General features: G+C 70.2%; 9 protein-coding genes. 3 read left to right on the top strand and 6 right to left on the bottom strand.

What is annotated here, in order from left to right:
- Positions 1-148 precede the first annotated feature (148 nt).
- Positions 149-622 (bottom strand): DUF1456 family protein, encoded by a 474-nt coding sequence (locus tag MIC98_RS16555; RefSeq protein WP_239737915.1) that lies wholly within the window; start codon positions 620-622, stop codon positions 149-151.
- 75 nt (positions 623-697) lie between these two features.
- On the bottom strand, positions 698-1,126 hold the full coding sequence (locus MIC98_RS16550) for a hypothetical protein (RefSeq protein ID WP_239737914.1): 429 nt from the start codon (positions 1,124-1,126) through the stop codon (positions 698-700).
- 158 nt (positions 1,127-1,284) lie between these two features.
- Here MIC98_RS16550 and MIC98_RS16545 point away from each other — a divergent pair, with 158 nt between their 5' ends.
- Together MIC98_RS16545 and MIC98_RS16540 are read left to right on the top strand one after the other, a co-directional pair.
- Positions 1,285-1,533 (top strand): hypothetical protein, encoded by a 249-nt coding sequence (locus MIC98_RS16545; RefSeq protein WP_057641287.1) that lies wholly within the window; start codon positions 1,285-1,287, stop codon positions 1,531-1,533.
- Between the two features lie 94 nt (positions 1,534-1,627).
- Positions 1,628-4,057 (top strand): DUF3772 domain-containing protein, encoded by a 2,430-nt coding sequence (locus MIC98_RS16540; RefSeq protein WP_239737913.1) that lies wholly within the window; start codon positions 1,628-1,630, stop codon positions 4,055-4,057.
- 99 nt (positions 4,058-4,156) lie between these two features.
- Here MIC98_RS16540 and MIC98_RS16535 read toward each other — a convergent pair whose 3' ends face one another.
- The 3 genes from MIC98_RS16535 to MIC98_RS16525 form a co-directional block, all read right to left on the bottom strand.
- Positions 4,157-6,259 carry a phosphoglycerol transferase I gene (locus MIC98_RS16535; protein WP_239737912.1) on the bottom strand — a complete coding sequence of 701 codons (2,103 nt, stop codon included), beginning with the start codon at positions 6,257-6,259 and terminating at the stop codon, positions 4,157-4,159.
- Positions 6,260-6,850: 591 nt separating this feature from the next.
- Complete coding sequence (locus MIC98_RS16530) at positions 6,851-7,870, bottom strand: alpha/beta hydrolase (RefSeq protein ID WP_239737911.1); 1,020 nt, start codon at positions 7,868-7,870, stop codon at positions 6,851-6,853.
- Between the two features lie 242 nt (positions 7,871-8,112).
- Complete coding sequence (locus tag MIC98_RS16525) at positions 8,113-9,765, bottom strand: AarF/UbiB family protein (RefSeq protein WP_239738224.1); 1,653 nt, start codon at positions 9,763-9,765, stop codon at positions 8,113-8,115.
- Positions 9,766-9,945: 180 nt separating this feature from the next.
- Between MIC98_RS16525 and MIC98_RS16520 the strand changes: the two genes are divergently transcribed.
- Positions 9,946-10,842, top strand: a complete 897-nt coding sequence (locus tag MIC98_RS16520; RefSeq protein WP_057641273.1) for a DUF808 domain-containing protein — start codon at positions 9,946-9,948, stop codon at positions 10,840-10,842.
- A gap of 63 nt (positions 10,843-10,905) precedes the next feature.
- On the opposite strand, the gene MIC98_RS16515 is transcribed toward MIC98_RS16520, so the two are convergent.
- Positions 10,906-12,408: a GGDEF domain-containing protein gene (locus tag MIC98_RS16515; RefSeq protein ID WP_057641274.1), complete on the bottom strand. Its 1,503-nt coding sequence runs from the start codon at positions 12,406-12,408 to the stop codon at positions 10,906-10,908.
- Between the last annotated feature and the right edge of the window lie 303 nt (positions 12,409-12,711).

Below are 12,711 nucleotides of genomic sequence, written 5' to 3'. Positions count from 1 at the left end.
TGGGTGCCGACCGTTGGTCGGCACAGCCCTCGGCGCCTTGCGCCGCCGCCGCGACCAACGGTCGGGCGCCACCTGGGATGCATCTCCTGCGAAAGTCCCATCGCGCACCGAGGTGCGCTCCTGCCGAGGGCTATCGCTTGGACCAATGTCAGCCATTCCCGCGCAGGCGCGCGGTCAGGCCCTTGAGAAAGTTGCGCAGCAACTGGTCGCCGCAGGCGCGGTAGTTCTTGTGGTCGGGCTGGCGGAACAGCGCCGACAGCTCCGGCTTGGACAGCGGGAAGCCGGCCGCGTCGAAGATCGCATGCATGTCCACGTCCTTGAGCTGGAACGCCACGCGCAGCTTCTTCAGCACCAGGTTGTTGCTGATGCGCGCTTCCGGCGCGCGCGCCGGCTGGGTGTCGTCGCGGCCGCGGAAGTGGACGATCAGGCCGTCGAGGAAGCGCACCAGCGCCGCGTCCGGGCAGGGCTCGAACAGCGGCTCGTCGTCCCTGCGCAGGAAGTCGTGCACCTGCGCCTGGTCCACCGCGAAGGCGGGGTCGGCCAGCTGGATCAGCTCCACCACGTGCTTGTCGCCGAGGTCGAGCATGTGGCGGATGCTGCGCAGTACGTCGTTGTTGATCATCGCCATTCCGTCGTGGCCGTGGCGGAACCGCCCGGCGGGCGCGCATTGTAGCGCCGCGGCGTCATTGCCCCGGCGTCACCAGCCATGCCAGGGGCCGGGGCCGTAGCCGAACGGACCGGCGCCCTTGCCCTGGCTGATGTGGATGTTCAGGTCCACGCGGCGGGTGTTGCCTTCGTCGGTGGTGTAGTCCTTGCCCAGGTTGATGTCGGCCGAGGTCCAGTGGCTGTTGCCGAACGCCTTGGAATAGCCGATGCCGGTGCTGATCGCGCCATGCACCTGCAAACCATCGTCGTGGGTGGTGGCGGCAACGGCATCCCGCTTCGGGCGCGGGCCGCTGTGGTCGCCGTAGTAGGTGCCCGGCGCGTCGGACTGGTAGGACGGGTCGTTCATGTAGCGCAGCGGTGCCTGCGGCACGCTCAGGTCCAGCGCACCCGGCGTGGCGCTCTGCGCCGCCGCCGCGAACGGGGCCAGCAGGCAGGCGAGGAGGATCACGGGCGGTTTCATCGCGGGGCGCTCCGGAAGGTGTGGCTGCATCGTGGCAGGGACGATGCGGTCACGCTAGCGTCACCGGGGTGAACCCGGCCTGTCGCGCCGCGACCTTCCACCGGCCTGCCGACGGCGCTAGGCTGCAAGGCCTCTTCGCGGCAACACAGGAGGCGATGATGTACGCGGTGATCCTGCTCAAGGGGGCGCAAGGCTATGCGCGCGAACACTGGGAGCACGTGCCCGAGCTGGTCGATTACGAGGGCGAGAGCTATTCGCTGCGCGCCGGCCCGCGGCAGCCGCTGCCGACCGACCGGGAGTGGGAGCCGGTGGCGGTATACGCTCCGGACATGCTGACCGAAGAGGAATTCCAGGACCTGTACCAGCAGTACCGGCCGCAGGTCGCCGAGCTGGCGCTGAAATACTGAGGGGCGGCAGGCCCGCCATTGGCGGGGCGTGGACATCGGCTGACTTATAGTCCGCCCACGCGCGGTGGTCCGCGCATGCCGCGGATGCGCCGCCTTGTCTTCCCGTCCCCGTTTCCCGTTGTTGCGCGCGTGGTTGCTGGCATTGCTGCTGGTCGGCGCCGGGCCGTGGCCGTGCGCCGCGCTGGCCGCCGGCAACGTGGCCGACGAGGTCGACCTGCCGCAGGCGCGGCAGCGCATCGAGCAGGCCGGGGATGCGCTGCAGGCGGTGCGCCGCGGGCTGGACGACGCCGACGCGCAGGAAACGCTGCGGACGCTGTCCGAGCGGGCGCAGCAGGCGCGGCGCGACGCCGAGGCCGGGGTGCAGGCGCTGCAGCCGGCGCTGGAGCGGATGGACGCGCGCATCGCCCAGCTCGGGCCGCTGCAGGAGGGCGCGACCGAGGAGCGCGGCATTGCCCGCCAGCGTGGCGTGCTGGAGCAGCAGCGCAGCCAGCTCGACGCCGACGTCAAGCGTGGCCGGCTGCTGGCCGAAGAGGCGCGGCAGCTCGGTGATTCGATCGAGAAGATGCGCACCCAGCAGTTCGGCGCGCAGCTTGGGCGCAAGGTGGGCTCGCCGTTGTCGCCCGTGCTGTGGCGCAAGTTCGCCGACAGCCTGCCCGGTGACCTGCAGCGGATCCGCGCGCTGTACCGGCAGGCCGGCAACGCCCTGCACGACGCGGTGGCCGCGCACGGGGCGAAGGTCCCGTCGCTGGGGGTGTTGCTGGCGCTGCTGCTGGTGCTGCCGCTGCAGTTCTGGTTGCGCCGGTTCGGCCGCCGCCGCGCCGCGTCCGCGCAGGCCCCGGCCGGGCGCCTGCGCCGCACCGGGCTGGCGGTGTGGCTGCTGCTGGTCGGCACGCTGCTGCCGGGGCTGGCGGCGCTGGCGGTGGTGGGCGGCCTGCGCGCGGTATCGGCGATCCCGCCAAGGCTGGAGTCGGTGGCCGACGTGCTGGTCACGGCGACCTTCGTGTCCGCCTTCATCGCCGCCGTCGCCGCCTGCCTGCTGGCACCGCGGCGGCCGTCGTGGCGGCTGGCGAACGTGGACGACGCCAGTGCCCGGCGCCTGCTGGCGCTGGCCCGTGGCGCCGCGGCGCTGACCTGGGCGACCCTGCTGCTGCGCGCGCTGGCGCGTGCGGCGCGCACTTCGCAGGTGAGCGCGGTGCTGCTCGATGGGCTGGTCGCGCTGGGCTACGTCGCCCTGATCATGGCGATGCTGGTGACGCTGACGCGGCTGCACCGGCGCCGCGCCGCCGATGCGATGCGGGCCGAGCAGCGCGCCGATGCGGGCGCTGCGAAGCCGCCGCGGCTGCGCAGCGGCTGGCTGGTGCTGGCGCGGTTGGGTGGCCACCTGACCGTGCTGGCGGCGCTGCTGGCCACCCTGTTGGGCTACCTGAACTTCGCGCTGTTTGCCACCCAGCAGATGGTCGGGGTGACCGTGCTGGCGCTGGTGGTTTCGCTGCTGCTGAAATTCGCCGACGACCTGTCGCTGTGGCTGCTGGCGCCGGACAGCGGCTTCGGCCGCGTGCTGCGCCTGTCCACCGGCCTGCAGCCGGCGCAGCTGGAACAGGCCGGCGTGCTGCTGTCGGCCCTGCTGCGGGTGGTGCTGGTGTTGCTGGGCCTGGCCGCGCTGGTGGCGCTGTTCGGCAATGCCAGCGCGCTGTACGACTGGACCGCCGCGCTGGGCTCGGGCCTGAAGATCGGCGACCAGCTGCTGAAACCGTCGTCGCTGCTGTGGGCGGCGCTGGTGCTGGTGCTCGGCCTCGGCCTGGCGCGGATACTGCAGCAGTGGCTGGTGGGCACCTACCTGCCGAAGACCGGGCTGGATGCCGGCGTGCGCAATTCGGTCAGCACCGTGGCCCGCTACCTCGGCATCGTGCTGGCGGTGCTGTGGGCGCTGGCGACGCTGGGCATCGGCTTCGAGAAACTGGCGCTGCTGGCCAGCGCGCTGTCGGTGGGTATTGGTTTTGGCCTGCAGGCGATCACCCAGAACTTCGTCTCCGGCCTGATCCTGCTGGCCGAGCGGCCGGTGAAGATCGGCGACTGGATCAAGATCGGCGACCAGGAGGGCGACATCCGCCGCATCTCGGTGCGCTCGACCGAGATCCAGGTCGGCGACCGCTCCACGCTGATCGTGCCCAATTCGGAACTGATCACCAAGACCATCCGCAACATGACGATGGCCGGTGCGCTGGGCCGCGTGCAGCTCCAGTTCTCGGTGCCGTTGAACACCGACGTGGCGCAGGTGCGGCAACTGCTGCTGGACATGTTTGCAGGCCACGAAGGCGTGCTGGACGATCCGGCGCCCTCGGTGTTCATCGACTCGATCGCTGGCGGGCTGGTGGCGCTGAACTGCTTCGCCTACGTCTCCAGCCCGCGCAACGTGTACGGCACCCGCAGCGAGTTGCTGTTCGAGCTGCTGCGGCGCACCGCCGAGCAGGGCATCGCGCTGGTCACGCCGACCGACATCCACCTCGTGCGTGACGACCAGTGAATCCTTGAATCCCTTGCAGGAGTGACGTGAGTCGCGACGGGGCTCTCCCGTGCGTCCTGTCGCGACTCACGTCACTCCTGCAAGGGAGGATTCATGGGTTCAGGAACGCGGCCGGCTGCGGATCGCCGGCAGCAGCGCGTAGCTGTCCACCGCCAGCTTCTCGGCGTGGCTCAGCCAGGCGCGGATCTCCAGGTCGTCGATTTCCTCGTCCAGCCCCAGCGGCAGGATGATGCGGCCGTCGCTGTCGGCCTGCACCCATTGCTGGGCCACGACCACCTTGCGCTGCGATGACACCGCCTCGACCCAGAACGCACGCGCCGGGCGCTGGCTGGCGTACAGCTCCAGCACGTAGCGGCCGGGGCCGGTGTGCTGTGCCTGGCGGCTGATCATGCGCGACTGGCGCACGCTCGGGCGCGGGCCGTGGGACGGCTCCAGCGGCGCGTCTACGGCGATGCCGCGGCGCAGCTGGGCGTCGCGGTACAGGCGCATGCCCTGGTCGCTGTCCACCAGCAGCGCGCACCAGTCGCCGTCGGCCAGGCCGTCCTCGAACGCGGTGCAGCGGTCCACGTAGGCCAGCCGGTGGCCGGGGTCGGCCTCGTCGAACCTGCGCGAGGTGTTCTCCAGGTACACCGACTGCAGCGCCCACTGCGCGTCGTATTCCAGCAGTACCGGCGGCTGCACCTTCTGCACGCCGACCAGCACCTGGCCGTCGTCCAGCCGCAGCATGCGGGTCTTCTCGCCCAGCCACAGCGAGCGGGCGAAGGCGCGGTAGCGCGCGTAGTCGCTGGCGTCGTCCTTGAGCGCGGCGACGCTGGCGCTGGCCGCGCGCGGCGCGGCCAGCAGCGAGCGGCCGAAGCCGATCGCGTCGATGGCCGGGTCCAGCAACTGCAGCAGGGTGGCGCCGGAATCGAGCGTGGTGCCGGCGCTGGCCACCACCTGGCGCGGGGCGATGTCCGCGCCGAGGAACAGCAGCAGGTTCTCGCGGTGCAGGTTGGCCAGCACGTCGCTGAGGTCGTTGGGCATGGCCAGGTGGTCGGAGGCCACCACCACCAGCGTGTCCTGCCCGTATTCGCTGGCGCGGATGCGGTCCACCAGTTTCGAGATCAGCCGGTCGCTGCACTTGAGCGCGTTGAGCAGGCCGATGTTGCCGTACTGGCTGCGGTAGCGCGTGCCCTTGCAGGCCACCGGCAGGTGCCCGGCCGGGTGGTGGGTATCCATCGTCAGCGTGGTCAGCATGAAGGGCTGGCCGGCGCGGGAGAGCTCCATGAAGCGGTCGAAGGCGCGGTCCAGCAGCACGTCGTCGTGGATGCCCCAGTTGGAGAAGTGCTTGTCGGCGATGCGCTGCTGCTTGAACCACGCCAGGTCGCGCACCTCGTCGAAGCCGTGGGTGGCGAGGAAGTCGGCCTTGGCCGCGAACTGGCCGTTGGCGCCGCCCATGTAGTGGTTGTCGTAGCCCTGCTGCTTCAGGTAGTCGCCGAGGCAGAACGCCTCGGGCAGGAAGCGGCCCATGCGGCCCATGCTGTTCTCGTCGCCCTGCGCGGTGGTCAACGGCACGCCGCACATCGACGACACCAGCCCGGCGATGGTCCAGCCGCTGCCGTCGGCCGAGGCGATGTCGCGGAAGTCCAGCGCTTCGCCGGCCAGTCGCTTGAGGTTGGGCATCAGCCCGGGGAAGGCGGCTTCGTCCAGGTAGGTGCGCTCCAGGCTCTCGCCGTAGATCCACACGATGTTCTTCGGCCGCGCCAGTGGCTGCGCGGGGATAACGTACTCCGGCGCCACCGCGCTGTAGTCCACCGGCTGCATCTGCCGGTAGAGGCGCTGCGCGTCGCCGTAGAGCGGGCTGTGCAGGGTGGCGCCGACCAGCAGCGCGGCGAACGCGGCCGACAGCGCCCAGCCATGCCGCGGCAGGCGGAAGCGGCGCACGCGCACCAGCAGCAGCGGGGTCAGCGACAACAGCACCAGGGCGATGTACGCGACGATGTAGCCGCTGAAGTCGCCCACGCCGGCGCCTTCCATGTCGCTGCGCAGGTGGTAGAGCGTGGCCGAGTTGATGCCGTCGCCGCTGAGCCGGTCGATCAGCCACCACGTGCTCAACAGCAGCAGCAACAGCGACAGCAGGCCGGCCTTGAGCCGCGCCAGCCTGGGCGAGAGCAGCAACGGCAGGAACAACGCGGGCAGGTACAGCCAGATGATCCAATGCATGCGGTCACTTGGTAGTGGAAGGGAGAGAAAGCCTTCCCCTGGAAGGCCTGGCCCACGTGCCCGTGTCAGGCGCATGAAACGTGGATGACAGGATCATGCCGATGCGAACCTGACTGAAATGTTTGTTGGGACAGCTGACGGTCTGGCTCGACGCGCCGGATGTCTTTCCAGGTGGAGTGAGGTATGCGGACCGATCGTTGTACCTGCGACCGTGGTTCCCGCGACACCTCCGTGGATTATTGATTCCTGCCGATTCAGGCTGCCAGCCGACAAGGTGATGCACACGTGCCTGCGCATCGACGATTCCGAGTGGGGCTGTTGGACGACATGTGCAGCGGCCAGTCCGACTTCCAGGGCTGCCAGATGACCTTGGTATACATCGACCACCCGGGCCGCCCGCCGTTTCGAGGTGCTGGCAGATGGCGGCATGATCGAGGTGCCGCTGGCCGAGAGCTTCTCCGCCTCGTCGTTCGGGATGCTGGTCGACCGCTTCGGTCTGGGCTGGATGGTGATGGGGCCGAAAGCGATGGCGGGCTGGCCCGGCGTGACGGGATGCCGCCGGGCCAGATCGGCGGCGGCCCGGATGTGTCGTCAGTTCCCTGTTTTGCGCGACATGGCGGGCGGCAGCACCGACAGCACGACATCGGCGACCAGCTGTGGGGCGTCGAGCTGGACGTCGTGTGAGGTGCCGGCTTTCGACACGCGCCTGCCGGCGGTGGACGTTGCGGCGAGCGCGTCGTGGGTGCGTGCCTGTGCGGTCTGGAGTGCCTTGCGGACGGCGGGGTCGGCACCGGCGTAGGCATCGGTTGCGGTGATGACCACCAGAGGCTTGTCGCCGTGGGTTTCGTCGGCGGGGACCGGCGCATCGAACATGCCGATTTTCGCCTCGCTCGCCGAAAGGATGGTTTGCCAGAACGCGGGCGAGGACTTGTTGGCACGCACGGCGGCGTTGAGGTGGTCGCTCCAGGCCGGGTTCGGCGGGCGCAGGCAGCTTTGCAGGTCCGGCGGCGGCGCGGCGAGCTTGCCGTCCTTCGCGCCCTGTTCGCAGGCACGGTACGCGGCGAGCATCGCGGGTGCCATCGTGGCTTCTGCCTTGGCGTAGTCGGGTGCGGTCTCGGCCAGCCCTTGCGGCGGCGGTTCGACCAGGACCAGCGCGGCGACGTCTTCCGGATGCAACTGGTCATAGCGACGCACGATGTTGCTGCCGATCGAATGCCCGGCCAGCACCACCGGTGTCGTCAGGTGCGCGGCATGGATCAGGGCGTACAGGTCGGCGGACTCCGCTTCGATGTCGCGCGGCAGCGGCCCGGCGTCGCTGAAACCATAGCCGGCGCGGTCGTAGGCGCAGGTGCGCACGTGCGCGGCCAGCAGTGGTTGCAGCCTTGCCCATGCCATCGTGTCGGCGCCGAAGCCGGCTTCCAGTACCACGGTAGGCGTGCCGTCACCGCTGCAGCGCAGGTTGAGGTGGCGGCCGTTGCCGATGTCGACGCGCTCACCGGGGCTTGCGTAAACGTCCAGTTGCGTATCGGGTGGGGTGGGGGCGTCGGCGGCGATGCATGCCAGGGGCGGCAGGCAGGCGAGCAGGCAGGCGGCAAGGCGGGCGTGTTGCATTGGCGCTTCCAGCGAGGGTGGGGTGTGAACGCTAGCAACCGCGGCGGAAGGTTTTCGTTAGCGCAATCGCAGCCCGTCGAAACGGGATGCGCAATGGCAGGCGGGAACGGTGTACTGCGCATGGCGCGGGTTGGTGGCAACGTGTCGCTGATGCCCGGCATCTCCGTCCACCTGCTGCTGCGGGACATGGATAACCAGATCGTGCCGACGCGAACCTGACTGAAATGTTTGTTGGGGGCTCCCTAGCGGTGGCCCCGTTCCTCCCGCGCCCGGGCCCGGGTGTGGTGGTCGAACAGCAGCGCGCTGAGGATCAGCCCCAGCCCGATCCCGACCCCGAGCAGGAACAGCAGCATCGCCAGCGCCGGGTAGCCCAGCAGCGTGAACCGCGCCGGCACCCGCATCAGCAGCACCGAGGACAGCAGCAGCGCGGCGGTGATCAGCCCGGCGGCGATGCGGTTGGCGACCTTCTGGATGTTCTCCATCAGTCGCGATTCCTCTAGCCCGGTGACTTTCACCTGCAGGCGGTTCTCGGCCATCAGCCCGAGGATGTCGGACATGCGCCGCGGCCCGGTGCGCAGCAACTGCTGCAGCTCCATCGCCTCGCTGGCCAGGTTGGCCGCCGACAGCGACTTGCGCAGGCGCGCGCGCATCACGTGCTGCAGCTGGCTCTCGACCACGCCGCGGGTGTCCAGCTCCGGCGCCAGCTGCTGGCAGACGCCCTCCAGGTTGAGCAGCGCCTTGCCCAGCAGGCTCAGCTCCGGCGGCGTGCGCAGGTCGCTGGCGGTGGCGATGCGCACGATCTCCAGCACCACGTGGCCCTCGGACAGGGTGCCGTTGGCGGCGTAGCGCGCGATCATCTGCCCGGTTTCGCGCAGGTAGCGTTCCTCGTCGTAGTCCTCCAGCCGGGTGCTGATGCCGATGATCTCGTCGGCCACCTCCTCGCCGCGGCCATCGACCGCGGCGAACAGCACCTTCAGCAGGCGCTCGCGCAGGCGCGGCGGCACGTGCGCGACCATGCCCAGGTCGAAGATCGCCAGGCGCCCGTCGGGGGTGACGCGCAGGTTGCCGGGGTGCGGGTCGGCGTGGATCTCGCCGTGCACGAAGATCTGGTCGAGGTAGCCGCGCACCAGCGCCGCGGCCAGCGGCAGCATCGACTGCTCGGTGCGCCGCACCGGCGGGATGGCATCCACGCGCACCCCGTGCGCCAGCTGCATGGTCAGCACGCGGCGGCCGCACAGGTCCCACAGCGGCTGCGGCACCCACAGCTCCGGGTACGGCGCCAGGTGCCGGCCGAAGCGTGCGAGGTTGACCGCCTCGGCCTCGTAGTCCAGCTCCATGTGCAGGGTCTTGGCGAACTCGTCCAGCCAGTCGGAAAAGCGCACGCGGCGGCCGACCCGGGTCAGGTGGTCGGCGGCGCTGGCGAAGCTGCGCAGCACCGCCAGGTCCGAGCGCAACTGCGCGGCGACCTCGGGCTTCTGTACCTTGATCGCCACCTCGCGGCCGTCGTGCAGCACCGCTCGGTGCACCTGGGCGATGGAGGCGCAGCCCAGCGGCTCGGGGTCGAACGCCGCGAACAGCTTGCCGACCGGCGCACCCAGTTCCTCCTCGATCACCGCGCGCACCTGCTCCACCGGGATCGGTGCAACCTGTTCCTGCATGCGTGCCAGCACCGCCACGTAGTCGGGCGGGATCATGTCCGGGCGGGTGGACAGCACTTGGCCGAGCTTGACGAAGGTGGTGCCCAGCGCTTCGAGGTCGGCGACGAACTGGTCCGGGTCGCCGGCGGCCGGGGCCTTTTCCAAGCGCGGCAGTTCGCCGTCCAGCTGCAGGCCGGAGAAGATGCCCGAGTGCCGGTAGCGCAGCAGCAACCGGACTATCTGCTGGCGCCGGTTCATGCCGCCGATCAGCACGGGGCCGGGGGCATCGCATGCGGTGGTGGTCAAGGCCGGCCCTCGTCGTGCGTGGAGCCGGCAGTGTCGCCGGGGGGCGGTGGGCGGCGGGTGAATGCGCCGGAGCACGCCACCGCCACCGCGGATCGGCGAATATTCCGTTTTCCCATCCTCGGTGCCCCATCAATGGCCGGAGCCAGCCTGCTCGCCCTGCTCGACGACATCACCAGCCTGCTGGACGATGTTTCCATCCTCACCAAGGTCGCGGCCAAGAAGACCGCCGGCGTGCTCGGCGACGACCTGGCGCTCAACGCGCAGCAGGTCAGCGGCGTCACCGCCGCGCGCGAGTTGCCGGTGGTCTGGGCGGTGGCGAAGGGCTCGCTGCTGAACAAGGCGATCCTAGTGCCGGCGGCGTTGGCGATCAGCGCGTGGCTGCCGTGGGCGATCACGCCGCTGATGATGGCCGGCGGCGCCTTCCTCTGCTACGAGGGCGTGGAGAAGCTGGCGCACAAGTTCCTGCACCGGCACGAGGACGGCGGGCAGCGCCAGGCCGAGCGCCTGGATGCGCTGGCGAAGGAAACCGCCGACATGGCGGCGTGGGAGCGCAACAAGGTCCGCGGCGCGATCCGCACCGACTTCATCCTCTCGGCCGAGATCATCGTGCTGTCGCTGGGCGTGGTGGCGAAGCAGCCGTTCATGCAGCAGGTGCTGGTGCTGGCGGCCATCGCGCTGGCGATGACGGCGTTCGTCTACGGGCTGGTGGCCGGCATCGTCAAGCTCGACGACCTCGGCCTGTGGCTGTTGCGCCGGGGCCGCGCCGCAATGGCGGCCGGCCGCGCGATCCTGCTGGCGACGCCGTGGCTGATGCGCGGCCTGTCCGTCGCCGGCACCGCGGCGATGTTCCTGGTTGGCGGCGGCATCCTGGTGCACTCGCTGCCGGCGTTGCACCACTTCATCGTCGGGCTGGCGCCGGCGAACCTGGCATGGCTGGCCAATGCGCTGGGCAGCGTGGTGGTGGGCATGGTGATGGGCGCGGCGGTGCTGGCGGTGGTCGGCGGCGTGCAGCGTTTGCGCGGCAGGTAGGCAACCGGTTCCCGACAGTGCGGAGGGGGCTTGGAGTGGAGAGCGGATGGCGGCGGAACGCCGTTATTGCGCGCTACCCACCCGGTCGCGTCCGGCCTGCTTGGCCGCGTACAGCGCATGGTCGGCGCGCTGCAGCAGGGTGTCGGCCGCTTCGCCCGCCTGCCATTGCGCGACGCCGGCGCTGAAGCGCACCTGCACGCGCTGTTCGCCATGCAGGAACGGCCGCTGCGCCAGCAGTTCCTGCAGGCGCCGCAGCTGCGACTCGGCCTGCGCCTGCGCCATGCCCGGCAGGATCAGCACGAATTCGTCGCCGCCGAGCCGGGCGATCTGGCCGTGGCTGCCCAGCCGCGCCTGTATCGTGCCGACCATGTGGCGCAGCGCGTGGTCTCCGCCGGCGTGGCCGTGGACGTTGTTGATCTGGCTGAAATGGTCCAGGTCCAGCAGCGCCACGCTGAACGTCGAATCGGCGTTGCCGGTGGCCAGCGCGAGCTGCTCTTCCAGCCCGCGGCGGTTCAGCGCGCCGGTCAGCGGGTCGGTGCGCAGTTGGCTGTCGGCCTGTTCCAGCTGTTGTTCCAGCTGCAGCACGCGCTGCTCGGCGGCCTTGGCTTCGGCACGGGCGCGGGACAGGTGGTCGCGCGCGCGCAGCGCCTGCGCCTGCAGGCGCGCGGTGTCCTGCAGCACGTCCTGCAGCAGCTGGCCGAGGTCGGCGAGGTTGCGCGTCTGGCGCACGGCGACGGCGTAGCCGGCGATGCGGTCGTGGTACTCGCCGGTCTGCGCGGCCATGCCCTCGACCTGCTCGACGAAGTCGACCATCAGCTCCTGCATCGCCGCCTTGGATTCGTCGATGCCCTGCTTGAGCAGGCTTTGCCGGTAGATCACCTCGCGCAGGTCGTTGCGGGTGCGTTCCAGCGAGGCACGGTCGAGAGAGCCGGACAGCAGCTGGCGGATGGCGCCGATCTGCTCCTGCAGCCAACTGCCGCCGTCGATCAGTTCGGCGACGTTCTGCAGCAGCAGGTCGAACAGGCTCAGCAGCAGGTCATGCTGTTCGTGCAGCACGTTGTTGCGCACGCCTACCTGGTGGCACAGCTCGCGCAGGTGCTGCTCCACCGGTTCCAGCGGCTGCCCGCCGTGCCAGCCGCGTAGTTCCTCGCCCATGCGCCGCGCCTGCGTTTCCAGCTCCGGCGCTTGCAGCAGCAGGCTGCTGAGCACGGCGTCGAGGGTGTTGCGGAGCATGTCGCGCAGGCGCGCGGCTTCGCCGTTGCCGGCGTGTGCATGCTCCAGGTCGAGGTGGCGCAGGTACTTGTCGATCAACTGCCGCAGCAGCCGGCCGTAGCGCTTCCAGTCCCGGTTGGCATGGGCGCCGTGCAGCAGTTCCCCCAGTTGGCCGAGTTCGCCGGGCAGCGCGGCCATGCCTTCGGCGAAGACCAGCAGCAATGCTTCCGGCGCATGGGCCGCGGACTGCGGGTCGCTGGTATTGGCAGGTACCGTCGCGGCCGCTTTGCGGCGCGCGAGGATGCGCCCCAGGCCAGCGGGTTCGGGCGGCGGAGTGTCGGGGCTGTCGGCCATCACGGGCGTTCGGATACGGGCGGCAGGAAAGTGAACGATGCCCGATTATCGGCCGTCGCGGCACTGCCTTGAACCGCCGCCGGCCATTGTCCAGGCCTCCGATTGCGGGGATGGGCAAGCTGCGCGTGCCACGGCGGCGGCGCTTGGTAGAGCGGGGCTTGCCCCGCTGAGGCTCTACCGGGAAGACCCCAGCGGGGCAAGCCCCGCTCTACGAGGAAGCGGTGTACTCGGAATGGCTCCCCGGGGTTGGGAAATGAACCAAAAAAAGACCCGGCAACGGGGGCGTTGCCGGGTCCGGGATGC

This window comes from Stenotrophomonas sp. NLF4-10, assembly GCF_022359915.1.
GTDB lineage: Bacteria > Pseudomonadota > Gammaproteobacteria > Xanthomonadales > Xanthomonadaceae > Stenotrophomonas > Stenotrophomonas daejeonensis.
Note: the sequence above shows the minus strand (reverse complement) of the source record. Positions and strands in the feature narration are given on the sequence as shown.

Bases quoted from the DNA above. Each gene is read 5' to 3' on its own strand.
- MIC98_RS16555 (WP_239737915.1), bottom strand. From the start codon at position 622: ATGATCAACAACGACGTACTGCGCAGCATCCGCCACATGCTCGACCTC.
- MIC98_RS16550 (WP_239737914.1), bottom strand. From the start codon at position 1,126: ATGAAACCGCCCGTGATCCTCCTCGCCTGCCTGCTGGCCCCGTTCGCG.
- MIC98_RS16545 (WP_057641287.1), top strand. From the start codon at position 1,285: ATGTACGCGGTGATCCTGCTCAAGGGGGCGCAAGGCTATGCGCGCGAA.
- MIC98_RS16535 (WP_239737912.1), bottom strand. From the start codon at position 6,259: ATGCATTGGATCATCTGGCTGTACCTGCCCGCGTTGTTCCTGCCGTTG.
- MIC98_RS16530 (WP_239737911.1), bottom strand. From the start codon at position 7,870: ATGCAACACGCCCGCCTTGCCGCCTGCCTGCTCGCCTGCCTGCCGCCC.
- MIC98_RS16525 (WP_239738224.1), bottom strand. From the start codon at position 9,765: ATGAACCGGCGCCAGCAGATAGTCCGGTTGCTGCTGCGCTACCGGCAC.
- MIC98_RS16520 (WP_057641273.1), top strand. From the start codon at position 9,946: ATGGCCGGAGCCAGCCTGCTCGCCCTGCTCGACGACATCACCAGCCTG.
- MIC98_RS16515 (WP_057641274.1), bottom strand. From the start codon at position 12,408: ATGGCCGACAGCCCCGACACTCCGCCGCCCGAACCCGCTGGCCTGGGG.